This is a genomic window from Mycobacterium sp. (assembly GCF_004298145.1).
In the GTDB taxonomy this organism is placed as follows: domain Bacteria; phylum Actinomycetota; class Actinomycetes; order Mycobacteriales; family Mycobacteriaceae; genus Mycobacterium.
Genome location: NZ_SCRH01000005.1, coordinates 86577 through 110062 on the forward strand (window position 1 = coordinate 86577; position 23486 = coordinate 110062).

A 23486-nucleotide genomic window follows, 5' to 3' on the forward strand; every position below is an offset into this window, starting at 1 on the left:
GTCACAGTCGGGGTCGAACGTGCCGCCAGCGTCACACTCGGCAGCCCGGGACATGCCAACGCCCCCACGCCATCTGCCCGATAGGGTTGGGTGTCGGGACACCCGCTGGGTCACCAGGCAGCACAGCGATCTAGGAGGTTGGGCGATGACTTCCTCTGACCCGGTCAACTCGGACCACACCGGTGACGTTGACTTGGAGTCGCTGGCCGCGGACGCCAGCGCGGCCCGCGCGATCGAGGGCATGCGGGAAGCCGCCGCCACGCAGGATCGCCCGCAGCCGCCGATCGACCTGACCGCGGCCGCCTTCTTCGACGTGGACAACACGCTGGTGCAGGGTTCCTCGGCGGTGCATTTCGGCCGCGGGCTGGCCACGCGCAACTACTTCACCTATCGCGACGTGCTCGGATTCATCGTCGCCCAGGCCAAATTCCAGGTCCTCGGGAAGGAAAACAGCAACGACGTCGCCGCGGGCCGGCGCAAGGCGCTCGCCTTCATCGAGGGCCGATCGGTCGAGCAGCTGGTGGCCCTCGGCGAGGAGATCTACGACGAGATCATCGCCGACAAGATCTGGCCCGGCACTCGCGAGCTCACCCAGATGCATCTGGACGCCGGCCAGCAGGTGTGGCTGATCACCGCCACCCCCTACGAACTCGCCGCGACCATCGCGCGACGACTCGGCCTGACCGGCGCGCTGGGCACGGTCGCGGAATCGGTCGACGGTGTCTTCACCGGCAGGCTGGTCGGCGACATCCTGCACGGCACCGGCAAGGCGCACGCGGTGCGGTCGCTGGCAATTCGCGAGGGGCTCAACCTGAAACGCTGCACCGCCTACTCCGACAGCTACAACGATGTGCCCATGCTGTCGCTGGTGGGCACCGCGGTCGCCATCAATCCCGACGCCCGCCTGCGCGCGCTGGCCCGGGAGCGCGGATGGGAGATTCGCGATTTCCGCACCGCCCGCAAGGCGGCCCGGATCGGGGTGCCGTCGGCGTTGGCGCTGGGCGCGGCCGGTGGTGCGCTGGCCGCGGTGGCCTCTCGACGGCAATCACGCTGATAAGCTGCGCCGCGCAGATATCTTTCGAGCGGAGAGCACAGCGGCATGACAGTCCCCAAAGAAGCCGAAGGACTCATCGGCAGCCATTACCGCGCACCGGACTACTTCGAGGTCGGTCGCGAAAAGATCCGTGAGTTCGCCCTGGCGATCAAGGACGACCACCCGGCCCACTTCGGCGAGCATGAATCCACCGCAGCGGGGTACCCCGCGATGGTGGCGCCGCTGACATTCCTCGCGATCGCTGGGCGCCGCGTGCAGCTGGAGATCTTCACCAAATTCAGCATCCCCATCAACATCGCCAGGGTCATTCACCGCGACCAGAAATTCAAGTTCCACCGGCCGATCCTGGCGCACGATAGGCTCTACTTCGACACTTATCTCGACTCGGTGATCGAGTCCCACGGCACCGTACTCGCGGAGATCCGCAGCGAAGTGACCGACGCCGATGGAAATCCGGTCGTCACCAGCGTCGTCACAATGTTGGGCGAATCCACAAACGAAGCCGAGGTGGCAGCAACCGCCGCGGCAGTTGCATCCATATCTGGAGGAAAGTTAGGGGCGTAGTCGATGTCCGCACAGGGGGAAACGGGAGGCACGCAGCTCAAGCCGCCGGTGGAGGCCGTGCGATCCCACTACGACAAGTCGAACGAGTTCTTCAAGCTGTGGCTTGACCCCTCGATGACCTACAGCTGCGGCTACTGGGAAGAGCGTCCCAACATGACGCTGGAAGAGGCGCAGTACGCCAAGCGCAAGCTCGCCCTGGACAAGTTGGACCTCGAGCCCGGCATGACGCTTCTCGACATCGGCAGCGGCTGGGGCTCGACGATGCGGCACGCGGTGGCCGAGTACGACGTCAACGTGATCGGCCTGACGCTGAGCGAGAACCAGTACGCCCATTGCGTGGCCGAGTTCGACAAGATGGACAGCCCCCGCCGGAAAGAGGTGCGCGTCCAGGGCTGGGAGGAATACGACGGCGGGCCCATCGACCGGATCGTGTCGCTGGGTGCGTTCGAGCACTTCGCCGACGGCGCGGGTGACGCCGGGTACGAGCGTTACGCCACCTTCTTCAAGAAGTACTACGACCTGCTGCCCGACGACGGCCGCATGCTGCTGCACTCGATCGTGGTGCCCACCGCCGAGGAGGGCAGAGAACTCGGCTTGCAGGTGAACATGACCCTGCTGCGTTTCATCCGTTTCATCCTGAAGGAGATCTATCCCGGCGGAAAGTTGCCCCAGATCGACCTGGTCGACAAGTATGCGACCGACGCGGGTTTCAAGATCGAGCGCCACCACAAGATCGGGAAGAACTACGTGCCGACGTTGACCGCGTGGGGGGATGCGCTCGAGGCTCACAGGGATGAGGCGATCGCCCTCAAGGGGCAGGAGACCTACGACATCTACCTGAAGTACCTGCGGGGCTGCGCGGATCTGTTCCGCGACGGCTACACGAACGTCTGCCAGTTCACCATGGTCAAGTAGCCGCTTGCCGGCTACACACCGAGCGTCGGGTTGTTGCGCCGAAAGCCCGCGGAAAGCGCCCCACAAGTCGACGTTGGGCCCTACCCGCGGCCGGCGACCGCGATCAGTACCCGCGGCGGGCGGCCGCGATCAGCCGAAGAAGATGTTGCGACGCCCGGCGAGCAACCGGTACAGCGTCTGCTGGATGGTCTCTCGCACCTGGTCGGTCAGCTCGAAGGTGACCATCGGGTCGTCGGCGTCGGAGGCCGCGTAATCGTCGGTGCAAATCGGCTCACCAAACGCGATGTGCCACTTGGACGGCAGCGGCACCAGGCCCATCGGCCCGGCCAACGGGAACAGCGGCGTGATCGGGAAGTACGGCAGCCCGAACAGCCGTGCCAGCAGCTTGACGTCGGTCAGCATCGGGTAGATCTCTTCGGAACCGATGATCGAGCAGGGGATGATCGGCGCCTTCGTCCGCAGCGCGGCCGTGACGAATCCGCCGCGGCCGAACCGCTGCAGCCGGTAGCGGTCTTCGAAGCGCTTACCCAGCCCCTTGTAGCCCTCGGGGAACACGGCGGTGAGCTCGCCGGCGGCGAGCAACCGGTGCGCGTCCGTCGTGCAGGCCATGGTGTGGCCGGCCTTCCGGGCCGCTTCGCCCACCACGGGCAGGTCGAACACCATGTCTGCGGCGAGCAGCCGTAGCTCACGATGCGCGGGGTGCTCGTCGTGCACGGCCACCGACAGCATCAACCCGTCGAACGGCAATACCCCGGCGTGATTGGCGACCACCAGGGCGGCGCCGTCGCCGGGCAGGTTCTCGATCCCGCTCACCTCGACCCGGAACCAGGACCGGAAGAAAAGGCGCAGCAACGGCCGGACGATTGCGCTGTTGAAGTGCGGATCGAACCCGAACTCGTCGACGCTGTAGTCGCCGGTCACCCGCTGGCGCAGGAATCCGGCAACCGACGCGACGCGCTGCGCCAGCTCGTTCAGCGGCGCCTCGGCGGATGACGCCCCCGTGGCACGCCGGTGCTCGTCGATTTCGCGAACCACCGCGGCGATCTGCTCCGCCGACGCGCGGCCGCGCGGATCGGACAGCACCGAGGGGTGCTGGCGAGCTGACTCCGCCCTTTGATCGGCTCTCCGGCGCGCCGCTACCCGACCCCGATTAGTATGCAGTGGAATGACATTCGCTCTGGTTTCACCCGCCACGATACCTACCTGACCCCACCCCACGGAATTGGATTTCGGCTACCCCAGCGCTGGGCTAAGGATATGGCGCGACCCTCCAAGGAGCGTACCCGATGTGGGTCGATTATGGGAGTCAGGCCGCGGCCGCGAACGTAGTCGTCGAAGGCCTCCGCCGTCGCCCATTTCGGCTGGTAGTTGAGTTCTGAACGCATCCGGCTGATGTCCATGACACGGCCATAACTTAAATAATCAAATTGATCGCGACTGATCTCGTTGTAGCGGTTGGCGCGGCGCAACGAATCCAGGGCCCAGACGCCAAAACCCGGTACGGGCAAAGGGATCCGGCCGGCCCGACGGATCGCCTGCGACAGCATGATGATGCCGTCGGCGCCGATGTTGAACGTTCCCGCCTTGCCGGCCATGGCCGCGCGCTCCAGCGCGCCCAGGGCATCCTGCTCGTGCAGCAGCTGTAATCGGGCGTCGCGGCCGAACATCGTCGGCACCAAAGGCCCGGCGAGATAACGCGACAGCGTGGTGTCCATCGCCGGGCCGATCATGTTGGCCAGCCGCAAGATCGTCACGGCGATGTCGGGCCGGCGCCGTCCCAATCCGCGCGCATAGGCTTCGATGTCGAGGCTGTCCTTGGCGAAACCGGCGCGGAAGGGCCGACGGCTGGTGCTGTCCTCGGTGAACATCACCGGATCGTGGGCGCTCGAGCCGTATACCTCCGACGTCGACTTGAGCACCACGCGGCGCACCAAGGGCGCCTTTTGACAGGCCGCGAACAATTGCATCGCGCCCATCACGTTGATCTCTTTCAACGCCGCGGTGCCGCCGGATCGCGGCGCGTACGAGGCGGCCGCCGCATGCACCACCGTGTCGACGTCGCCGTTCCGAATCACCTTGGCAATGAAGGGATTACGGATATCGGCGCGAACGAACTCGGCGCGCCCCATCCGGCGCAGCATGTCCTTGCTGGGGGCGGTCGCGTCCACCGCGATGACCCCTTTGATCATCGGGTTCTGCGCGAGCCGAGCCGTCAGGTAGCCGCCCAGGAATCGGCAGGCACCGGTGACCAGCACGATTTTCGGGTAATGCGCCGCGTTGCCGGCGGTGTCGTCCGGCCCGGTGTTCTCCCCCTTCGACGCATCCACCCGAACAGCCTAGCGGTCAGCGAGACGGCCGCACCATGGCGCGTTGCGACCAGTTACAGCCTTTTTACTGTGGCCTTATGACGGCCTTAGGAAGGCCGCCGCGGGGGTTACTTGCCGAGTTTTCTGCGCTGCACCCGGGTGCGACGCAGCAGCTTGCGGTGCTTCTTCTTCGACATACGCTTGCGCCGCTTCTTGATTACTGAACCCATGAACTCCGCTATCTGACCGAGACCTGCTTCAAAGATTGGACCCGGTCACTTTACCCAGCCGGACGCACCCAACGCCAAACCGGCGTCGCCCGACCGCGAAGCCAGGTGCCGCCCGGAAGCGGCCGCCGGTCAGATCAGCCGGCGTCGAAGTAGGACGTCTCCAGCATGTCGTGGACGGCCTTGGCGTGCACCCGGAAGGACCGCCCCACCCGCACCGCGGGTAGTTCGCCGTTGTGCACCAACCGGTAGACCGTCATCTTGGAGACCCGCATCAACGCCGCCACCTCGGCGACGGTGAGAAATTGCGTCCTGCCCTGCTGGCTATCGACGGAACTGGTGTCCCGCGCCTTACCTGCAGAATCTCGCGCTGATGGTCCGTTCGTAGACGTCATCGCAACCCAATCGTGTCAGGCACGCGCATGCCAGCGGCTTCCCCTCCGCTGGCACCCACACGTGCTTACAAGAGGAGAATAGCGGGACTGATGGGGTTACTGGTACTGGTGGGGGATAATCAGTTCAAAATTCCTGAATTATTCCGATGTAATTCTTAGCTGCTCAGAGCGCATTTTGGCGGCCTGAACCGCCGCGTCCACGACCGCTCGCAGGCCGCCTCGTTCCAGCTCGCGCAGGGCGGCCGCGGTGGTGCCGCCGGGCGAGGTCACCGTCGCCCGCAGCTGCGTCGCGGTGGCGTCCACCCGCATTCCGGGGGCCTCGGCCTCCCCCAGCCGGCGATCGGCGTCCATCCGTTCCAGCAGCATGGCCGCCGAGCCGGCCATGGTCTGCGCGGTCAGGTCGGCGGCCACCTCGCGGCTCAGACCCGCTGCGACGCCCGCGTCGATGAGGGCCTCGACCATCAGGAAGAAATACGCCGGACCGGAGCCCGACAGGGCGGTGACGGCGTCCATTTGGCCTTCGGGAACGCTCAAGACCCCGCCGACGGAGTCGAACAGGGCCGAGACACCCTCGAGTTGCGGCGGCGTGACGAACCTGCCCTTGGCCAGGGCCGTGACCCCCGCGCCGACCAGCGCCGCCGTGTTCGGCATCGCCCGCACCACCGGCGTTCCGGCCGGAAGTTTGGACTCGAAGTAGGTGATGGTGACGCCGGCCGCGACCGTGACGAACACCTGCTCGGCGGTATCGCTCTCGGCCGCCGCGGCCACCCGCGCGACCTCCGACATCACCGACTCGACGTCGGCGGGCTTCACCGCGACCACGACGATCGACGCGTTTTCGACCGCCTCGGGCACCGAGGTGATCAACACCGAGTAGGTGTCGGCCAGATACTTGGCGCGCTCGGGAACCCGCTCGACCACCGCCAGGTCTTTGACCTGGCGGCCCGCACGCAGCAGACCCGACAGCAGTGCCTCCCCGATGCTGCCGCCACCGATGATCGCGATTCTTGCCATGCCGGACAGCATCGCAGACACCGCCCGCTAGCGAGCGGCAGGGACCAATGCCAGCTGGCGGGCCTGCACCACCAGGCGCCCCAGGCTGTCGACGACGGTGTGGTCCTCGTCGAACCAGTCGTGCCCGATCTCGGTGCAGGTCGCGATGATGCGCAGCCAGCCATCGGCGGGCAAGCCCCGCAGGTAGGCGGTGAGCTGGATTGTGGGCGCCCAGCCGGTGCGGTCGACGGCGAAGGTCACCGGTGCCGACATATCGCCGCACATGAGCGCAAACAGCGCGTCCGGGGCGACGCCGCGGGGGCGCGCCCACATCTGGATCACCGGCGGGTGCCCGTCGGAACGGGCCTGCATCGTCGACAGCACCGGCCGCACGTCGCAGCCCTCGCCGAGGTGGACCAGGCCGGCCAGCGGGTGCCCGGGGCCGATCGGCTCGAGGTCGTCGGGCGGTTCGGGCGCCATGAGATCCAGCACCGGGTTGGCCGACAGCAGCGGCTTGGCCGCACCGTCGGGAGGAAAGTGCTCCGGCTCACCGAGGTTGACCACGGCGTGCACCGCGGTGCGGTCGCCCTGGGTGAGTTCGACGTCGACGACGCTGATCCGGCGGCCGCGCTTGCGGATGGACGTGACCAGCCGCATCGGCCCCGGATCGGGCGCCCACAGGAAGCTCGCCGACACCGCGACGGGCTGCTGGATCGGCTCGGGCCCGGCCGACTGTCCGCCGCAGGCGGTGCGGGCGGCGTTGGCGCACAGCGCCAGCATCGCGCCGCCGTGCACCTTGGGACCGATGGTCCAGCGCTTGTCGAGTTCTCCTTCGTAAACACCTGAACCGGTCTCCCGCAAGGACATTGCGGTGCTGAATAACGCGTTCATGGACTTTCGCGGGTCTCCTGAGTGATCAGCGCAGCAGATGCGTGCGGGCGAACTGGAGCGATTCGGTGAGCATGGCTTCGCGCTCATTGGCTGAACGCGCGCTGGACGTCGACACCTCCAGGATGACGTGCCCGGCGAAATGACTGCCGGCCAGCATCTGGCACACCTCGACGGTGGGTTGCGTGCCGCGCCCCGGCACCAGATGCTCGTCGGCGGGCAGCCCGTTGCCGTCGCACAGGTGCAGATGGACTAGCCCCGCTCCCATCCGCTGCGCCATGTCCAGCGAGTCGGTGCCCGCGGTCGCGGTGTGGGACAGGTCCAGCGTGTAGTGGGTGTGGGCGCCGTCGAGCGGGTCGTAGGAGGGCGCGAACGCCGAAATCGCCGGACCGGGGCCGCCGCCACGGCGGCGCATCCGTTCCAGCGACTGACCCGACCCGAAAAGCCGGTCCGCCCGGAACGGGAACATGTTCTCCACGGCGATCATCACGTCGCTCGACGCTTCCAGCGCCGCCACTTGCTCGCTGAACCCCTCCGCGTAGCGCCGCTGCCAGCGAAACGGCGGGTGCACGACGACGGTCTGCGCGCCGAGCTGTTCGGCGACCTGCACGCTGCGGTTCAGCTTGGGGATCGGGTTGGGCCCCCACACGCGCTGCGAGATCAGCAGGCACGGTGCGTGTACGGACAACACCGGGACGCGATAGCGCCGGGACAGCTTCTTGACGGCCGCGACGTCCTGGCTCACCGACTCCGCCCACACCATCAGCTCGACACCGTCGTAGCCGAGCCGGGCCGCGTACTCGAACGCGGCCTCGGCCCGCAACGGATACACCGAAGCCGTGGAAAGGCCGACTTTGATGGCTGGGCGCACTGTATGTGGGCGCCGCTAGCCCGACTGCAACGACAGCGCCAGGGGCCCCAGGGTGATCAGCGCACCCACCGCGACCGCGATCAATGTGCTGGCGATGTCCTCGGTTTTGCGAACCACCCGCACCCCGACCACCAGGCCGAGGATGACCAGCACCGAGAGCACCAACGCCACGATGCTGTTCCACCGCCACAGTTGGTCGAAGGCCACGAATAGCCCGCCGCCGAACGCGACGGCCAGGATCGACTGCAGCACAACGACACTGCCGCGCCACAGCGCGTCGAGCCTGCCCCGCCCCCGGTGAGCGTCCGAGCCCCGGACGTGCGCGTCCTCGCCATCGAGGTGCTCCTCGTCGCCGAGCATTCCGGCGGTCAGCGACCCCGTGCCGGCGGCGCCCTCGTCATCCTCGAGCGACTCCGACGACCGCAGGTAGGACCGCACGTAGGCGGAGTCCTCCAGCGCGGGTTCGGCTTCGCGCACCTCGGAGTCCATCACGTCCACGGGAATGTCGGCGTAATGGTCCATCGGGTCCGGACTCATGTCCTCGGCGCCGGAGGGTTCCGCGGGCTTGGCGGTCCCGTTGGCCAACGGCCGCGGATAGGCGCTGCGCTCGGGGCCCGACACCCGCTCGGGCTGCGGCGGCGACTTGGGCCAGCGCTGCTCGGGCTCGGACCAGTAGGCGGGCCGGGCCTCACCTTCGGTTATCCGCTCGGAGACGGCGTCCTCGGCGGGCGGGGCGGGTTCGGCGACCTCGATCGTGTCGGTAGTGCCGTGTTGGGCGTCGTCATCGTCACGGATCACCGGGATTTCGCCGGTCAGCTCGGCGACGGTCACCGCGTCGCTGTCGCCGCGCCGGCGACGGCGACGCCGGGTCACCGCCGGGGCGCCGATGGTTCCGTTTCTGGCCAGCAATTCGGCAACCGAGATCGGCCGAGTGCCGGGGCTCTCGGTCTCGGAGTGCGGTCCGGTCATGGTTTGTCGCCTCTCGATCGGTTCTGATTCCGATCAACTACCTGACCTCCAGCATTACGCACGGACGGCCCCACGAGGGCGGTTCCGTCGGCTTCACTGTCGAGTTTGCGCAAGATGAGACCTTCCCGTAATGCCCACGGGCAAATATCCACCGATTCAATCGACAGCGCTCGCATGCTTGCCTCCGCCACCAGCGCGCCCGCGACAATCTGCGGGGCCCGCTCGGCGCTCACTCCTTCCAGTTCCGCCCGGTCAGCGGTCGTCATCCTAGAGATGAAAGATATGAGTTGCCTGAGGCCGTTTGCGGTAAGCGTCCTTTTGACCCGCGGCCCGGCGCCCGACGGAGCCGCGCCGGTGAGCCGCGCCAGCGAGCGAAAAGTCTTCGACGACGCCACCGCGAGGTCGGGACCGCCGGGATCGAGGATCGTCGCCCTGGCCTCCGAGAGTTCGGCGTCCAGCCAATCCCGCAGCATCGCCACCCGGCGCCGGCCGGGCGGGTCGTCGGGCAGCCATTCGCGGGTCAACCGGCCGGCGCCCAGCGGCAGCGACATCGCGACCTCGGGCTCCTCGTCCAGGCCGCTGGACATCTCCAGCGAGCCGCCACCGATGTCGAGGTTGATGATGCGGCCCGCGCTCCACCCGTACCACCGGCGCACCGCCAGGAAGGTCAGCCGCGACTCGTCGACCCCGGTCAGCACGCGCAACTCGACGCCGGTCTCCTTGCGCACCCGGCTCAGCACGTCGTCGGAGTTGCCGGCCTCCCGGACCGCCGAGGTGGCGAAGGCCATCAGCTCCTTGCAGCCCGAACTGTCGGCGATCCTGGCGAATTCGTCGATCGTGGAGATCAGCTTCTCGGCACCGCGTTTGGTGATCTTGCCGGCGCTGTCGGTGGCCTCGGCCAGCCGCAGGGTGGCCTTCGTCGAACTCATCGGCGTCGGGTGTCCGCCCCGGTGGGCATCGACCACCAGGAGATGCACCGTGTTGCTACCCACGTCGAGAACGCCCAATCGCACGTAGATAACCTAACCGGGCGTCGATGGCAGAGTTTTGCGCGACCCGGTTAACCCGCCGTGATCGCTGTCATACGGGCCGCGAGTGTCGGCGGCTCAGCCGGGGCGAAGTGTGGTCTAACGTGGACTCCGTGGCGAATTCGCACCCAGAACCGGGACAGCCGGGGCAAGAGGTCGAACTGGATTTCGCCCGCGAATGGGTGGAGTTCTACGACCCCGACAACCCCGAGCACCTGATCGCCGCCGACCTGACCTGGCTGCTCTCCCGGTGGACGTGCGTGTTCGGCACTCCGGCCTGCCGGGGCACGGTCCTGGGCCGCCCGGATGACGGGTGTTGTTCGCACGGTGCGTTCCTGTCCGACGACGACGACCGCGCCCGCCTGGACGACGCGGTGAAAAAGCTGACCGACGCCGACTGGCAATTTCGAGAAAAGGGCTTGGGCCGCAAGGGATACCTGGAGCTCGACGAGCATGACGGCGAACCGCAGTACCGGACCCGCAGGCACAAGGATGCGTGCATTTTCCTGAACCGGCCCGGTTTTGCGGGCGGAGCCGGTTGCGCGCTGCACAGCAAGGCCCTCAAGCTCGGTGTGCCACCGCTGACCATGAAACCGGATGTCTGCTGGCAGTTGCCGATCCGTCGCAGCCAGGAGTGGGTGACCCGGCCCGACGGCACCGAGATCCTCAAGACCTGGGTCACCGAATACGACCGCCGCGGCTGGGGTTCCGGCGGCGCCGACCTGCACTGGTACTGCACCGGCGATCCGGCCGCTCATGTCGGCGCCAAGCAGGTGTGGGAAAGCCTGGCCGACGAACTCACCGAGCTGCTGGGCACCAAGGCCTACGCGGAGCTGGCCTCAATGTGCAAGCGCCGCAACAAGTTAGGGCTGATCGCGGTGCACCCGGCGACTCGCATCGCCGAGTAGACCGTTAGGGCGCTTGAGTCTTGTTGTACGACAAGACCATTCGCTGTGCGCTGGCGTTCAGATAGTCCTCGACCGCGGTGGCGGCCGCGGCCACATCGCCGGCCAGCACAGCATCGGTAATCGCGGTCAGGCCGGCCACCACGGGTGCGGCGTCGTCATAGGCAGCGGTGAGCTCGTGCTCGCGGCCGCCGAAGGCGTGCTCGACCCAGCGGTACAGCAACCCCAGTGCGCGGTTGCGGGTGTGGTGGATGAGGACCCGGAAGTAGGCCAGGTCGGCGGCCTGGCGCGCCTGCGCGCTGTCGGCCTCGCGGACGGTGGCCAACGCGGCGCGCAGCGGCTCGGCGTCCTCGGGCCCGCCGCATTGCGCCGCGAGCCGGCCGATCAACGGGCCGAGGGCGGCCCGGACCTCGAACAGCTCCACCAGGAACTCGGGCCCCAGCTTGCGAACCAGCGCCTCGACCACCGCCGGGTGGGTGAGCGCCTGCGGGTCCGCGACCAGGTTGCCGCTGCCGTGCCGGGCTTCGATCAGACCCATCTGCTGCAGCCGGGCCAGACCCTGGCGTAGCGAGGTGCGGTTGACGCCGAGCTGTTCGGCGAGTTCGCGCTCGGGCGGCAAGGCCGAGCCCGGGGGAAATGCGCCGTCGAGGATGGCGTCGGCGATCGACGCGGCGATCTGTTCATCGATACGTTGACGATCCGGTGGACGCAGCGGACTTGACTGGTTCATTGGCTCAACCAATATAGTGGACGAACCCACGAAAGGTGAGCAATGGACGGCGACACGCGCTCGGCAGCGATGCCACGCTGGCGCGGCAAGGCCGGCCGGATGGAAGTCTGGTACGCCACCCTGTCGAATCCGGCGACGCGCGCCGGGCTGTGGCTGCACTGCGAGACGGTGGCCCCGCTGACCGGCGCCGACGGCCCCTACGCGCACGGCTGGGCCACCTGGTTCGCCCCCGACGGTCCGCCCCGCACCGAGCGATTCGGGCCCGTGCCCACCCGGGCCGCGACCGGCTCCTGCTGGTTCGACGCCGAGGGCGTACGGGTGGGCGACAAACAGCTCAGCGGAGGCGCCGGGTCACTGGCCTGGGATCTGTCCTGGACTGACACCGGCGCACCGCTCTGGACGTTTCCCCGCACGGCCTGGAACCGCGAGCTGTTGCCGGGTGCCCAAGTCGTCCTCGCCCCCACCGCCGACTTCACCGGTTCGCTGACCATCGCGGGCACCGCATTCCCGATCGATGGCTGGCGCGGCGCCGTCGCCCACATCTACGGGCACGGCAACGCCAAACGCTGGGGCTGGGTCCATGCCGACCTCGGCGACGGCGACGTCCTGGAGGCGGTCACCGCCGTCTCGCACAAGCCCGGGCTGCGCAGGCTGGCACCGATGGCGTTCATTCGGTTTCGGATCGACGGAAGGGATTGGCCCACAAGCCCGTTGCCGTCGCTGCGGATGCGCACGACACTCGGCGTGGCGCACTGGCAGCTGGAAGGGCGCATCGGCGGTCGCCGGGTGCTCATCCGGATCGACCAGCCGGCCGAGAAGTGCGTGAGCCTGCAATACACCGATCCCGACGGCGGCCGCGCGGTGTGCACCAACACCGAACAAGCCGACATCTACATCGAGATCGACGACCGGCAATGGTCGGTGCTGGGCACCGGGCATGCCGAAGTGGGCCTGCGCGGCCGCGCGGCACCCGGCGTCAACGAAAGGATTCCGACGTGAGCTTTCTGCTCGACCCACCACTGCTGTTCGCCTCCGGCGTGCTCATCGAGCGGCGGTTGCCCGCCGACCGTCGCGATGTCGCCGAGGCCGCCACCCTGGGCGTCTTCTTCGGCGGGTCATTCGGGTTGTACAACAACGTCCCCGGACTGGGAGTGCTCTGGCGGCCCTTCCGCGCCCGCAATGGACGCGACTTCATGTGGAACAGCGGGGTTTTCCGGGTGAATACCGCGAAAGCGGACTGGCCTCTGCACGCCGCGGCGGGCGCCATCTTCGCCAGCTATCCGTTCTTCATCAAGTTGGGCCGTCGGCTCGCGCGGCGGACATGAGCCTGGTCGCCGAGCGAGCCAGGGCGTCGTTGACGTCTTTCGGAACCGCGCTGCTGCCCGAGGAGCACGGCGGCCCGCCCGCGGCCGAGTTGGCGAATCGCGTCGAGCGCTACCTGCGCCAGCTGCCGACCACATCACGTGTGGCCATGCGCGCCGGGTTGCTCACGCTGGCAGCGGCGAGCTACGTCACCACCGGCCGGTCACTGCCGCGGCTGGGACCCGACCGGCGCGAGCAGGTGCTGCGGCGGGTCGCCGCGCTGAGCCCGGACGCCGGTGCGGCCGTCGAGGCCATGAAGGCGATCGTGTTGCTTGCCAACGGCGCGGAAAACTATGCGCCGGAACTACTTTCGCATGCCATGAAGCAGGAGACGGCCCGCCCCGACGCGGTGTTGAATCTCATCTCCTCGGCCGATCACCAATCCGTCGTCACCGCCGACGCGGTGATCGTGGGGTCGGGTGCCGGCGGCGCGATGGTGGCCCGCAGCCTGGCGCGGGCCGGGCTGGACGTCGTGGTTCTCGAGGAGGGGCGCCGGTGGACGGTCGAGGAATTCCGCACCACCCATCCGATCGACCGCTATGCCGGGTTGTACCGCGGCGCCGGGGCCACCGTCGCCCTGGGACGCCCCCCGGTGGTGTTGCCCATCGGCCGGGCGGTCGGCGGCACCACGGTGGTGAACTCCGGCACCTGCTATCGCCCGCCGCCGGCCGTGCAGCGGCGCTGGCGCGACGACTTCGGGCTAGCGCTGGCCGATCCCGACCGGCTGGCCGAACACCTCGACGACGTCGAACGCACGCTGCGGGTCGCCCCGGTGCCGCTGGAGGTCATGGGCCACAACGGACGGCTGCTGCTGGACGCCGCCGCGGCGCTGGGTTGGGCCGCGGCGCCCATTCCGCGCAATGCGCCGGGCTGCGAAGGCTGTTGCCAGTGCGCGATCGGCTGCCCCCGCAACGCCAAGTTCGGCGTGCACCTCAACGCGCTGCCCCAGGCGTGCACGGCGGGCGCACGAATCATCTCCCAGGCCCGCGCCGAACGGGTGCTACACCGGCGCGGGCGCGCGGTGGGTGTGCGGGCCCGCCGGCCCGACGGCACGGCGCTGGACGTCCTGGCCGACACGGTCATCGTGGCGGCCGGCGCCACCGAGACGCCGGGGCTGTTGCGGCGCAGCGGCTTTGGCACGCACCCGCGGCTCGGCCGCAATCTGGCACTGCATCCGGCGACGATGCTCGCGGGGCGCTTCGAGGACGACGTCGTCGCCTGGCACGGGGTGCTGCAAAGTGCAGCGGTTCACGAGCTGCACGAATCACACGGGGTGCTCATCGAAGCGACCTCCACCCCGCCCGGGATGGGTTCGATGGTGTTTCCGGGCTACGGCGCGGAGCTGCTCGGCTGGCTGGACCGGGCGGAGCGGGTGGCGACCTTCGGCGCCATGGTGGCCGATCGCGGTGCCGGGTCGGTTTCCACGGTGCGCGGCGAGACGCTGGTGCGCTACAACATCGCCCCCGCCGACGTCGCCAAGCTCGTCGTCGCGATCGAGGCCATGGGCCGGCTGTTGTTCGCCGCGGGGGCGACCGAGGTGCTCACCGGTTTGCCCGGCGCGAGGACGGTGACGTCGCTGCCCGCCCTGCAGGACGTGTTGCGGCGCAGCGACCCGAGAGGCTTGCACCTGGCCGCTTTCCATCCGACGGGCACGGCGGCCGCCGGCGCCGACGATCAGCTCTGCCCGGTCGATGGGACCGGGCAGCTGCGCGGTGTGGACGGGGTGTGGGTCGCCGACGCCTCGATCCTGCCGAGCTGCCCGGAGGTCAATCCGCAGGTGTCGATCATGGCGCTGGCGTTGGGCGTTGCCGACGCGGTGACCGGCGCCCGATCTACGCGCTAGCCTTCGAGCTTGTAGCCCAGGCCCCGCACCGTCACCAGGTGCACCGGGTTGGCCGGGTCGGCTTCGATCTTGGACCGCAGACGCTTGACGTGAACGTCGAGCGTCTTGGTGTCGCCGACATAGTCCGCGCCCCACACCCGATCGATCAACTGCCCGCGGGTCAGCACCCGGCCGCTGTTGCGCATCAGGTACTCAAGCAGGTCGAATTCCTTGAGCGGCAAGGTAATTGCGTCACCGTTGACCGAAACGACGTGGCGCTCGACATCCATCCGGACCGGGCCGGACTCGAGCACCCCGTCGCTGATCTCGGAATCGTCGTCCCCGCCACGGCGCAGCACCGCGCGGATCCGGGCGATCAACTCGCGCGCCGAATACGGCTTGGTCACATAGTCGTCGGCGCCGAGCTCCAACCCGACGACCTTGTCGATCTCGCTGTCCCGCGCGGTCACCATGATCACCGGCACGCTGGAACGAGCACGCAACTGCTTGCACACGTCGGTCCCCGACATGCCGGGCAGCATCAGATCGAGCAACACGATGTCCGCGCCGCCACGATCGAACTCGGCCAGCGCGGCTTGTCCATCGGTCACGACCGTGGCCTCGAAGCCCTCCTTGCGCAACAGGAACGCCAGCGGGTCGGCCAGCGATTCCTCGTCCTCCACGATCAGCACACTCGTCATGCGCGCCACTCCTTCTCATCGCGACGCTCTGCAGCGTCGTTAGCGCGGGTCATCGACTTAGTTCTTCCTCTCGTTGGGACCGGTTGGGGCGCACCTCGCGGTCCTGTGGTTGCTCGGATTCGTCCTCGTCTCGATGGGACGGCATGGCCGCCGGAATGGACAGGGTGAATGTCGATCCGGTTCCCGGCTTGCTCCACACGCCGATTGTGCCGTTGTGGTTAGCCGCGACGTGCTTGACGATGGCCAGGCCCAGGCCGCTGCCACCGGTGGCGCGTGAGCGAGCCTTGTCGCCCCGGAAGAACCGCTCGAAAACCCGCTCCTGGTCTTCCAGGGCGATGCCGATCCCGCGATCCGTGACGGCGACCTCGACGTTCTCCCCCCGGCGGCGACGGCTGATCGACACCGGCGAACCCGGCGGCGAATAGGCGATCGCGTTGGACACCAGGTTGGCCAGCGCGGTAATCAACAGCGTTTCGTCGCCCAGCACCCGCAAACCGTTGGGGGCGTCGGTACGGACCTCGATGTTGGCGTTGTCGGCTGCCACCTTGTGTCGCGAAATCGCTTCGCTCACAACCCTGTCGACGTCGACCTCGATGACGTTGGGCAGCGGCTCGGCGCCCTGCAACCGGGACAGCTCGATCAGCTCGGCGACCATGTCGCCCAGGCGGTTGGCTTCGACGAGCACCTTCTCGGCGAACCGCCGCACGGTTTCGGAGTCGTCGGCCGAAGCCAGCAGGGCCTCGGCGAGCAGGGCCATGGCACCCACCGGGGTCTTGAGCTCGTGGCTGACGTTGGCCACGAAGTCGCGCCTGGTCGCTTCCATCCGCGCGTAGTCCGACTGGTCGTGGGCGAAGACCACGGCGAACCGGCGGTCTTCTTCGCTGAGCAACCGGGCCTGCCCGTGCACCGATAGCCCGGACCGGCCGCCCGCCCGTTTCGCCGGCTGCAGGTCGAATTCGACGTCGACGCCGGTCAGCGCGTGCTGCGCCGCCTCCCACGCCTGGTCATCGAGCTGGCGGTCGCGCACCAGGCCCAGCTCCTTGGCCCGGTCGTTGAGGTAGACGACGTCGCGATGGACGTCCACCACCGCCGCGCCCACCGGCATGAGCGCCACGATGCATTCCAGCATCTGCCCGATGGTGATCCCGGTCCATTCGGTGCTCACCCGCTGGCGGTGCTGCACCGCGCGCGGGGACAGCCGGGCCCCGAACGCCACACCTGCGGCCAGTGCCAGCAGGGACAACACCCCGGCCAGCAACAGCGCCGAGAACACAGTCACATAGCAAATCCTACAAATCTTCCTGAACGCTGCCCTAGCAGAACGCGGCCAAAATCGGACAAGTCACACCTTGCGTCACAGGTGTTCCGCTCCCGTTCACGTGAAGTTTGGCTAGTGGGAGGCTTTCGCGCACCAAATCGTGCCGGCGCGCGAACATCACCCGCGCCCCTGGCCGGCGACCGCGGCGGCACCGGCGGCGGCCGCTTCGGGGTCGAGATAGGTGCCGCCGGGCACCACCGGCCGCAGGTCGGCGTCCAGTTCGTAGCGCAGCGGGACGCCGGTCGGGATATTCAGTCCCACGATGTCGTCGTCGGACATCCGGTCGAGGTGCTTGACCAGGGCCCGCAGCGAGTTGCCGTGCGCGACGATCAGCACCGTCTTGCCGGCGCGCAGGTCTGGAACGATGACGTCGGTGAAATACGGCAGGAAGCGGACGACGACGTCGGCGAGGCACTCGGTCAGCGGCCCGCCGCCGATGTCGGCGTACCGCGGATCGGCGTCCTGGCTGTAGGTGCTGCCCTTCTCGATCGGCGGGGGCGGCGTGTCGTAGCTGCGTCGCCAGGCCATGAACTGCTCGTCGCCGTAGCGCGCCTTGGTCTCGGCCTTGTCCAGGCCCTGCAGCGCCCCGTAATGACGTTCGTTGAGCCGCCAGGTGCGCCGCACCGGAATCCAGAGCCGGTCCGCGGCGTCCAGCGCCAGGTGCGCGGTGGAGATGGCCCGGCGCAGCAGCGACGTGTACAGGACGTCGGGCAACAAATTGTGTTCGGCCAGCAGCTCGCCGCTGCGCACCGCCTCGGCGCGGCCCTTGTCGGTCAGCCCGATATCCACCCAGCCGGTAAACAGATTCAGCGAGTTCCATTCGCTTTCGCCGTGGCGAAGCAGCACCAGCGTGGCAGAGTCACCCATGCCGGTCAGTCTCTCACGCACTCGTCGAGTCGCGCCGAGCGTGACCGCGGGCTAATCGTCATCGTCGTCGTCAATCAGATGGGCGAAGGCCTGCAGGTTCTTCAGCGACTCACCGCGCGACACCCGCCACTCCCACTCTTTCTGAATCGACGAGCGAAAACCCAACTCCAGCAACGTATTAAAGTCCGAGTCCACCGTTTCGAGCACCTGCCCGAGCACCCGGTCGATCTCGTCGGCGTCGACCGACGGCAGCGACATGCGACCCACCAGGTAGATGTCGCCGACGTTGTCCAGCGTGTAGGCCACGCCGTAGAGGCGGCGATTGCGCTTGAGCAGGAACCGGTAGACACCACGGTGGTTCTCGTCCGGCTTGCGGCACACGAACGCCTCGACGCGCACCGAATGCTCACCGATGCTCAAGATGGTGTTGGTCTTGAGCTTGCGCTCGCCCGGCAGTTCCACCACCAAACCGGACAGACCGCCATGTGCGCCATCCTGTTTCGAATAGTTCAGCCCGCTGGCCTGCAGGGCGTCCTCGATCACCCGCGTCACCGCGGAAGTCGTGCGCCGCTCCTCAGCATCGCTTCGCTCTGCATCGTCACCGGCGGAAGTCATGCGCCCACCTCACGACGCTCGGCGGTGTAATCGCGGATCGCGCGGCGATAGCTGGCCAGCAGCGCATCGGTGGTGTGATCCCAGGAGAAGGTGGCCGCGTGGGCGGCGGCCGCGCGGCCCATCTCCTCGGCCCGCGGCGCGGACCGGCGCAGCAGGCCGTCCAGGGCGGCCGCCCACCGATCGACGTCGTGCCCGGCGACCAGCGTCCCGGTGGCGCCGTCGCGCACGGCCACCGGCAGCCCGCCGACCGCGGCCGCCGCCACCGGGGTGCCGCAGGCCTGCGCCTCGAGGGCGACCAGGCCGAACGACTCCGAATAGCTCGGCACCGCAACCACATCCGCGGCCTGGAACAACGTGGCCAGATTCGGACGGATCTGGGGGGGCAGAAAGGTCACGCGCGCGGTGATGCCGAGTTCGTCGGCCAGCAGGGCCAATCCGTCCGGAGAAGCCAGGCCGCTGCCGGAGGGCCCGCCCGCCACGACGATGCGCACCCCCGGCAATTTCGCGGCGGCACGCAACACGATGTCGGGTGCCTTCAGCGGCTGGATCCGGCCGACGAACGCCACGATGTCTTCGTCGAGCGGCAGGTCCAGCACGGCCCGGGCGGCCCGGCGGTCGCCGGGGCGGAATACGTCGAGGTCCACTCCGGGGTGGACGACGTCGATCCTCGCCGGGTCGGCGTGGTGAATCGAGATCAGCTGCTTGGCCTCGTCGTCGGTGTTGACGATCAGGCGATCCGCCTCGTCGACAACTTGCTGCTCCCCCACCGTGCGCAGCGGCGGCTCGGGCGAGTCTCCCTCGGCCAGGGCCGCATTCTTGACCGCGGCGAGGGTGTGCGCGGTGTGCACCAGCGGCACCGCCCAGCGATCGCGCGCCAGCCAGCCAACCTGCCCGGACAGCCAATAATGCGAGTGCACGATGTCGTAGTAGCCCGGCTCATGCGATGCCTCGGCGCGCAACACCCCGGCCGCGAAGGCGCACAGCTGGGTGGGCAGATCGTATTTGTCCAGCCCTTCGAACGGCCCCGCCACCACGTTACGGACCAGCACCCCGGGCGCCACTCGCGCGACCGGCGGGTCGGCGGACGCGGTCGCCCGCGTGAAGATCTCCACCTCGATGCCCCGCCGCGCCAGGTGCAGCGCGGTCTGCAGCACGTAGACGTTCATGCCGCCCGCGTCGCCGGTGCCGGGCTGGGCCAGCGGGGAGGTGTGGACCGCCAACACTGCGACCCGGCGCGGTTCATTCAGCCGGAAAACGTCATCGTGCCGCACTCTGTCATCTTTACAGGACGGTTCACCGCCCCGCGCAAGCGTGGAGGACACGAGTCGTGTCAGGCTGACGGCTCGTCCCGGGCGACATCGTGGACCCGGGCGTCCAGCGCCCCGGCCCGCCGCATCGCGCCCAGCGGGTCGGCATACAGCGCGGCCAGCGACACGGTCCCCGCGCCGGCCTCCTGGACCCGGTTGCCGAAGGCGGTGAGGCGGATGTCGCGTGGCCCCAGCACCGAGCGGGCGGCGAACGCCGCCTGGACCTGCTCCATCGCCTCGGGGTATTCGGTGAAAGCCTGGCCGCCGACCACCAGTTCGTCGGGGTTGAGCATGTCGCGCAGCAACGCCACCGCCGCACCGAGCACCCGGCCCCGCTCGGCGAGCAGACCCTTGGCCTCCTGGTTGCCTGCTCGCGCCACCCGCAACAGGTCGGCGATCCCGGTGGCGGGCCCGTTGACACGGTCTGCGGGGGCGAACGGCAGGATGCGCTGCTGGCGGGCGACGCCCACCACGGCTTCGTCGCTGACGGTGGATTCCAGCTGTCCGGTGCCGCCGAGCAGCTCGGAGTGGGCGGGCAGGCTCGCGATCGTGCCCGGGCCGCTGGACGGGCAGTGCACCCGCCCGCCGATCACCAGCGCGTAGCCCACGGTCTCGCGGGCGTAGACGTACAGACTGGTCGGCGAGCTGGGCAGGAATCGCCGCATGCCCAGCAGCAGCTCGGCGCCGGCCATGGCGTCCACGTGCGAGGCCACCGAGACCGGCAGGCCCAGCGCGTCGGCCAGCACCTGTCCGACCGGCGCCTGCCGCCAGCCCAGCCGCGGGTGGTCCACCTGGCCGGTGGCGCCGTCGACGATGCCACCGATGGCAACCCCGACCCACAGCGGCCGCCGCCGATGCCAACGCCGCAGGTAGCGCCGGGCGCTGTCGGCCAGCGCCGCGAGCGCGGGCCCGGCCGGGTTGCGCGGCGTCGGGGTCTCGACGGTGTCGAGGGTGCGCCCGAACAGGTCGGTGGCCACGATGCTGGTGGTGCGCGCACCGATGTGGATGCCCAGCGTCACGAACGGCTCGTGGTTGACCTCCACCGGCACGCGCGGGCGGCCGATCGCGCCGGAGACGGCCAGATCGGCGCGCTCCCGCAGCAGGCCGGCCTCCAGCAGGGCGATGACCTGACGATTGACCGTCGCGATGCTCAGCGAGGTGACGCCGGCGATGACGTCACGGCCGACGGGTCCGCGCAACCGGACGGCCCGGAAGACCGAGGCCGCCGCGGAGTCGGGGATCTGCAACGCCGGCGGCACGATCTGCCGGCGCACCGGGCGGTGACCCTTTTGACCGGGCGAATAGCCGGCGACGCGACTGGGCGAAAGATGGGTATGGCTGAGGGTATTGCTGCGCACGAGCGTCCTTTGTCCGATTTTCGCTGGCCGGCTTGGCCACACCTGGTATGGGGTCAGGGGCGGCAAAGTGCGCGGCAACGACACGCACCCGCCGCGCACAGACACGCGGCGGTGGTGATGTTGGACAGGGCGCTATGAAGCACACGGAAAATTTAGCACGTTCACTAAGGTTGTTTCGATGGTTAAAACTGGCAGGAATGAACGCGTCGCGGTGATCACGGGGGCCAGCTCGGGAATCGGCGCGGCAACCGCCCGGACCCTGGCTGCACAGGGGTTTCACGTCGTCGCGGTGGCGCGCAGGGCGGACCGGATCCACGCCCTGGCCGATGAGATCGGCGGTACCGCCATTGTGGCCGACGTCACAGACGGCGCCGCCGTCGACGCGCTGGCGGGCAAGTTGAGCCGCGTCGACGTGTTGGTCAACAACGCCGGCGGCGCCCGGGGACTGGAGCCCGTCACCGATTCCGACCTCGAGCACTGGCGGTGGATGTGGGAGACCAACGTGATCGGCACGCTGCGGGTCACCCGCGCGTTACTGCCCAAGCTGGTCGATTCCGGCGACGGGCTGATCGTCACTGTCACTTCCGTTGCGGCGCTTGAGGTTTACGACGGTGGTGCCGGCTATACGGCGGCGAAACACGGCCAGGGGGCGCTGCACCGCACGCTGCGCGGCGAGCTATTGGGCAAGCCGGTACGGCTGACCGAGATCGCCCCGGGGGCCGTCGAGACGGAATTCTCGCTGGTGCGCTTCGACGGCGACCAGCAACGCGCGGACGCCGTCTACACCGGCATCACCCCGTTGGTGGCGGCCGATGTGGCCGAGGTGATCGGATTCGTCGCGTCGCGGCCGGCCCACGTCGATTTGGACCTGATCGTGATGAAGCCGCGCGACCAGGCCTCGGCCAGCCGATTTAACCGCCGGGGGTAGCCGGACCCGTGGTGGCCCGCGTCGTCGTGGTCGGCGTGCCCGACAGGGTCGGCGCGTTGGACGGCGTGACCGGCGCGGTGACCGGGATCTGCGTTGACGGCGGACGCGCGGTGGGCGGCGGCAAGGCCGACATCGCCAGCCAGGTGTCCCAGTCCACGGCCCAGTCCCAGATGTCGCCGTCGGAGTAGGACAACTGGATCGAACTCCCGGTCACTTCGACCGGGTCGCCGTAGATCGCCGACTCGAAGTACTGCTCGGCGTCGCTCGTCGACAGGTTGATGCAGCCGTTGGTGACGTTGGTGTTGCCCTGGGCGCCGGAGCTCGCCGGGTTGGCGTGGATGAACTCGCCGTTGTTGGAGATCCGCACCGCCCAGCGCTCGTGGATGTGGTTGTAGCCGGCGGCCGGGTTGGACATGTAGAAGTCGGCGTACTTCTCGCTGACGACGTGGACGCCGTTGCGGGTGACGTTGCGCGCCTTGTCGGCTTCGCCGTAGCTGCACGGGAAGTCCATGATGACGCCCTCGTCCCGGAGCACCTGGATGCGGTGCGACGAGACTTCGGCCCGCACCACCTGCCGGCGGCCGATCTGGATGTTCAGCGAGATGTCCTCGGCGCCGTAGGCGCTGTCGCCGAACGGCAGGCCGTAGAGCTTGGCGTCGACGCTGACCGTGGTGCCCGCCGGGTAGTACTCGCGGGTGCGCCAGTGCGCGCGGGCGCCGGCCGCCTCGTCGGGCAACCACGCCCAGCTGCCCTCGACGGGCGGATTCGTGGTGACGGTGAGCGCCTTTTCGACGGCGGCCTTGTCGCTGATCGGCGCGTCGAACTGGATGATGATCGGCGCCGCGACCCCGACGGTCTGGCCGTCGCCCAGCTGGAACGCCCCACCGATCTTCTTGCTGGGCGACACCGTGGTGAACTTGCCCGCGATGGGGACCGCCTTGCCGTCGTGCCCGACGGCCGAGCCGCTCCACGTGTAGGTCATGTCGTAGCCCAGCGGTTCGGAGGTCGTGTAGACGGTCCGGTCCTGGTTGAACGTGCCCGTGACGGCCTTGCCCGACGAATTGGACAGCGCGACGTGCTGCAGCCAGCCGTCGCTCACCTCGACGCTGACCGCGGCGATCGGCACAACGTGCTGGGTGGTATCGGCGGGCTGGTACTTCAGCTGCAGCGCCGGCTGCTCCTTTTTCTCGGCTTGTTTTGCGGATGTGCCACCGCATGCGGCCAACACGCTGGGGGCGAGCACGCCGAGCCCAAGGGTCGCCAAAGCCACACGCCGGTTGAACGGCCGCGGGGCATGGGACGGGCTCACGAAAATCAAAGATACCGGGGAAAATCGGCGGACCCGGCCGCGACAAATGGGGGT

Annotated in this window: 25 protein-coding genes; 8 read left to right on the forward strand and 17 right to left on the reverse strand. The window is 68.6% G+C overall.

The window, feature by feature from the left end; genetic code table 11:
- Positions 1-145: 145 nt before the first annotated feature.
- The 3 genes from EPN51_RS01435 to EPN51_RS01445 are packed head-to-tail and all read left to right on the forward strand — an operon-like array spanning position 146 to position 2533.
- Positions 146-1054: an HAD-IB family hydrolase gene (locus EPN51_RS01435; protein ID WP_293035219.1), complete on the forward strand. Its 909-nt coding sequence runs from the start codon at positions 146-148 to the stop codon at positions 1052-1054.
- 45 nt (positions 1055-1099) lie between these two features.
- Positions 1100-1618 carry a MaoC family dehydratase N-terminal domain-containing protein gene (locus EPN51_RS01440; RefSeq protein ID WP_293035221.1) on the forward strand — a complete coding sequence of 173 codons (519 nt, stop codon included), beginning with the start codon at positions 1100-1102 and terminating at the stop codon, positions 1616-1618.
- Between the two features lie 3 nt (positions 1619-1621).
- Positions 1622-2533, forward strand: coding sequence for a cyclopropane mycolic acid synthase family methyltransferase (locus EPN51_RS01445; RefSeq protein WP_293035223.1), 912 nt, complete (start codon positions 1622-1624; stop codon positions 2531-2533).
- A gap of 129 nt (positions 2534-2662) precedes the next feature.
- Here the strand turns inward: EPN51_RS01445 and EPN51_RS01450 are convergent, their stop codons facing one another.
- From EPN51_RS01450 to EPN51_RS01490, 9 genes are all read right to left on the reverse strand, one after another.
- On the reverse strand, positions 2663-3751 hold the full coding sequence (locus EPN51_RS01450) for a lysophospholipid acyltransferase family protein (RefSeq protein ID WP_293035225.1): 1089 nt from the start codon (positions 3749-3751) through the stop codon (positions 2663-2665).
- Positions 3733-4860 (reverse strand): SDR family oxidoreductase, encoded by a 1128-nt coding sequence (locus tag EPN51_RS01455; protein ID WP_293035227.1) that lies wholly within the window; start codon positions 4858-4860, stop codon positions 3733-3735. Before EPN51_RS01455 ends, EPN51_RS01450 begins: the two co-directional genes overlap by 19 nt.
- A gap of 107 nt (positions 4861-4967) precedes the next feature.
- Positions 4968-5069, reverse strand: a complete 102-nt coding sequence (locus EPN51_RS01460; protein ID WP_003402602.1) for an AURKAIP1/COX24 domain-containing protein — start codon at positions 5067-5069, stop codon at positions 4968-4970.
- A 134-nt stretch (positions 5070-5203) separates the two neighbouring features.
- Positions 5204-5461, reverse strand: a complete 258-nt coding sequence (locus EPN51_RS01465; RefSeq protein ID WP_293035229.1) for a cell division/environmental response transcriptional regulator — start codon at positions 5459-5461, stop codon at positions 5204-5206.
- 138 nt (positions 5462-5599) lie between these two features.
- Positions 5600-6475, reverse strand: coding sequence for a pyrroline-5-carboxylate reductase (proC, locus tag EPN51_RS01470; RefSeq protein WP_293035231.1), 876 nt, complete (start codon positions 6473-6475; stop codon positions 5600-5602).
- Positions 6476-6502: 27 nt separating this feature from the next.
- Positions 6503-7345 (reverse strand): thioesterase family protein, encoded by an 843-nt coding sequence (locus EPN51_RS01475; protein ID WP_293035233.1) that lies wholly within the window; start codon positions 7343-7345, stop codon positions 6503-6505.
- A 25-nt stretch (positions 7346-7370) separates the two neighbouring features.
- Positions 7371-8213: a sugar phosphate isomerase/epimerase gene (locus EPN51_RS01480; RefSeq protein ID WP_293035235.1), complete on the reverse strand. Its 843-nt coding sequence runs from the start codon at positions 8211-8213 to the stop codon at positions 7371-7373.
- Between the two features lie 15 nt (positions 8214-8228).
- Positions 8229-9182 carry a hypothetical protein gene (locus tag EPN51_RS01485; protein ID WP_293035237.1) on the reverse strand — a complete coding sequence of 318 codons (954 nt, stop codon included), beginning with the start codon at positions 9180-9182 and terminating at the stop codon, positions 8229-8231.
- Positions 9179-10195, reverse strand: coding sequence for a Ppx/GppA phosphatase family protein (locus EPN51_RS01490; protein ID WP_293035239.1), 1017 nt, complete (start codon positions 10193-10195; stop codon positions 9179-9181). The genes EPN51_RS01485 and EPN51_RS01490 overlap by 4 nt, the downstream gene beginning before the upstream one ends.
- A gap of 119 nt (positions 10196-10314) precedes the next feature.
- Between EPN51_RS01490 and EPN51_RS01495 the strand changes: the two genes are divergently transcribed.
- Positions 10315-11118, forward strand: a complete 804-nt coding sequence (locus tag EPN51_RS01495) for a hypothetical protein (protein WP_293035241.1) — start codon at positions 10315-10317, stop codon at positions 11116-11118.
- Between the two features lie 4 nt (positions 11119-11122).
- Here the strand turns inward: EPN51_RS01495 and EPN51_RS01500 are convergent, their stop codons facing one another.
- Positions 11123-11845, reverse strand: a complete 723-nt coding sequence (locus EPN51_RS01500; RefSeq protein ID WP_293035243.1) for a FadR/GntR family transcriptional regulator — start codon at positions 11843-11845, stop codon at positions 11123-11125.
- Between the two features lie 42 nt (positions 11846-11887).
- On the opposite strand from EPN51_RS01500, the gene EPN51_RS01505 reads away from it, so the two are divergent.
- The 3 genes from EPN51_RS01505 to EPN51_RS01515 are packed head-to-tail and all read left to right on the forward strand — an operon-like array spanning position 11888 to position 15050.
- Positions 11888-12844: a hypothetical protein gene (locus EPN51_RS01505; protein ID WP_293035245.1), complete on the forward strand. Its 957-nt coding sequence runs from the start codon at positions 11888-11890 to the stop codon at positions 12842-12844.
- Positions 12841-13170, forward strand: a complete 330-nt coding sequence (locus EPN51_RS01510) for a hypothetical protein (RefSeq protein ID WP_293035247.1) — start codon at positions 12841-12843, stop codon at positions 13168-13170. Before EPN51_RS01505 ends, EPN51_RS01510 begins: the two co-directional genes overlap by 4 nt.
- Positions 13167-15050, forward strand: coding sequence for a GMC family oxidoreductase (locus EPN51_RS01515; protein WP_293035249.1), 1884 nt, complete (start codon positions 13167-13169; stop codon positions 15048-15050). Before EPN51_RS01510 ends, EPN51_RS01515 begins: the two co-directional genes overlap by 4 nt.
- Here the strand turns inward: EPN51_RS01515 and regX are convergent.
- The 6 genes from regX to EPN51_RS01545 form a co-directional block, all read right to left on the reverse strand.
- Positions 15047-15730, reverse strand: coding sequence for a two-component sensory transduction protein RegX (gene regX / locus EPN51_RS01520; RefSeq protein ID WP_293035251.1), 684 nt, complete (start codon positions 15728-15730; stop codon positions 15047-15049). The genes EPN51_RS01515 and regX overlap by 4 nt on opposite strands.
- 49 nt (positions 15731-15779) lie before the next feature.
- Complete coding sequence (locus EPN51_RS01525; RefSeq protein ID WP_293035253.1) at positions 15780-17009, reverse strand: ATP-binding protein; 1230 nt, start codon at positions 17007-17009, stop codon at positions 15780-15782.
- A gap of 156 nt (positions 17010-17165) precedes the next feature.
- Positions 17166-17915 carry a phosphoglyceromutase gene (locus EPN51_RS01530; RefSeq protein WP_293035255.1) on the reverse strand — a complete coding sequence of 250 codons (750 nt, stop codon included), beginning with the start codon at positions 17913-17915 and terminating at the stop codon, positions 17166-17168.
- A 51-nt stretch (positions 17916-17966) separates the two neighbouring features.
- Positions 17967-18530: a YbjN domain-containing protein gene (locus tag EPN51_RS01535; RefSeq protein ID WP_293035257.1), complete on the reverse strand. Its 564-nt coding sequence runs from the start codon at positions 18528-18530 to the stop codon at positions 17967-17969.
- On the reverse strand, positions 18527-19801 hold the full coding sequence (gene mshA / locus EPN51_RS01540) for a D-inositol-3-phosphate glycosyltransferase (protein WP_293035259.1): 1275 nt from the start codon (positions 19799-19801) through the stop codon (positions 18527-18529). The genes EPN51_RS01535 and mshA overlap by 4 nt, the downstream gene beginning before the upstream one ends.
- Positions 19802-19860: 59 nt before the next feature.
- Positions 19861-21111: an ROK family protein gene (locus EPN51_RS01545; RefSeq protein ID WP_293035435.1), complete on the reverse strand. Its 1251-nt coding sequence runs from the start codon at positions 21109-21111 to the stop codon at positions 19861-19863.
- A gap of 262 nt (positions 21112-21373) precedes the next feature.
- Between EPN51_RS01545 and EPN51_RS01550 the strand changes: the two genes are divergently transcribed.
- Positions 21374-22123 (forward strand): SDR family oxidoreductase, encoded by a 750-nt coding sequence (locus EPN51_RS01550; protein WP_293035261.1) that lies wholly within the window; start codon positions 21374-21376, stop codon positions 22121-22123.
- Here the strand turns inward: EPN51_RS01550 and EPN51_RS01555 are convergent.
- Positions 22107-23480 (reverse strand): Ig-like domain-containing protein, encoded by a 1374-nt coding sequence (locus tag EPN51_RS01555; protein ID WP_293035437.1) that lies wholly within the window; start codon positions 23478-23480, stop codon positions 22107-22109. The genes EPN51_RS01550 and EPN51_RS01555 overlap by 17 nt on opposite strands.
- Positions 23481-23486: the final 6 nt, after the last annotated feature.

Excerpts from the sequence above, each read along its gene's own strand:
- EPN51_RS01515 (WP_293035249.1), top strand. The coding sequence starts at position 13,167 with ATGAGCCTGGTCGCCGAGCGAGCCAGGGCGTCGTTGACGTCTTTCGGA.
- regX (WP_293035251.1), bottom strand. The coding sequence starts at position 15,730 with ATGACGAGTGTGCTGATCGTGGAGGACGAGGAATCGCTGGCCGACCCG.
- EPN51_RS01500 (WP_293035243.1), bottom strand. The coding sequence starts at position 11,845 with ATGAACCAGTCAAGTCCGCTGCGTCCACCGGATCGTCAACGTATCGAT.
- EPN51_RS01530 (WP_293035255.1), bottom strand. The coding sequence starts at position 17,915 with ATGGGTGACTCTGCCACGCTGGTGCTGCTTCGCCACGGCGAAAGCGAA.
- EPN51_RS01485 (WP_293035237.1), bottom strand. The coding sequence starts at position 9,182 with ATGACCGGACCGCACTCCGAGACCGAGAGCCCCGGCACTCGGCCGATC.
- EPN51_RS01465 (WP_293035229.1), bottom strand. The coding sequence starts at position 5,461 with ATGACGTCTACGAACGGACCATCAGCGCGAGATTCTGCAGGTAAGGCG.
- EPN51_RS01460 (WP_003402602.1), bottom strand. The coding sequence starts at position 5,069 with ATGGGTTCAGTAATCAAGAAGCGGCGCAAGCGTATGTCGAAGAAGAAG.
- EPN51_RS01445 (WP_293035223.1), top strand. The coding sequence starts at position 1,622 with ATGTCCGCACAGGGGGAAACGGGAGGCACGCAGCTCAAGCCGCCGGTG.
- EPN51_RS01435 (WP_293035219.1), top strand. The coding sequence starts at position 146 with ATGACTTCCTCTGACCCGGTCAACTCGGACCACACCGGTGACGTTGAC.
- EPN51_RS01440 (WP_293035221.1), top strand. The coding sequence starts at position 1,100 with ATGACAGTCCCCAAAGAAGCCGAAGGACTCATCGGCAGCCATTACCGC.
- EPN51_RS01505 (WP_293035245.1), top strand. The coding sequence starts at position 11,888 with ATGGACGGCGACACGCGCTCGGCAGCGATGCCACGCTGGCGCGGCAAG.
- EPN51_RS01475 (WP_293035233.1), bottom strand. The coding sequence starts at position 7,345 with ATGAACGCGTTATTCAGCACCGCAATGTCCTTGCGGGAGACCGGTTCA.
- EPN51_RS01535 (WP_293035257.1), bottom strand. The coding sequence starts at position 18,530 with ATGACTTCCGCCGGTGACGATGCAGAGCGAAGCGATGCTGAGGAGCGG.
- proC (WP_293035231.1), bottom strand. The coding sequence starts at position 6,475 with ATGGCAAGAATCGCGATCATCGGTGGCGGCAGCATCGGGGAGGCACTG.
- EPN51_RS01550 (WP_293035261.1), top strand. The coding sequence starts at position 21,374 with ATGGTTAAAACTGGCAGGAATGAACGCGTCGCGGTGATCACGGGGGCC.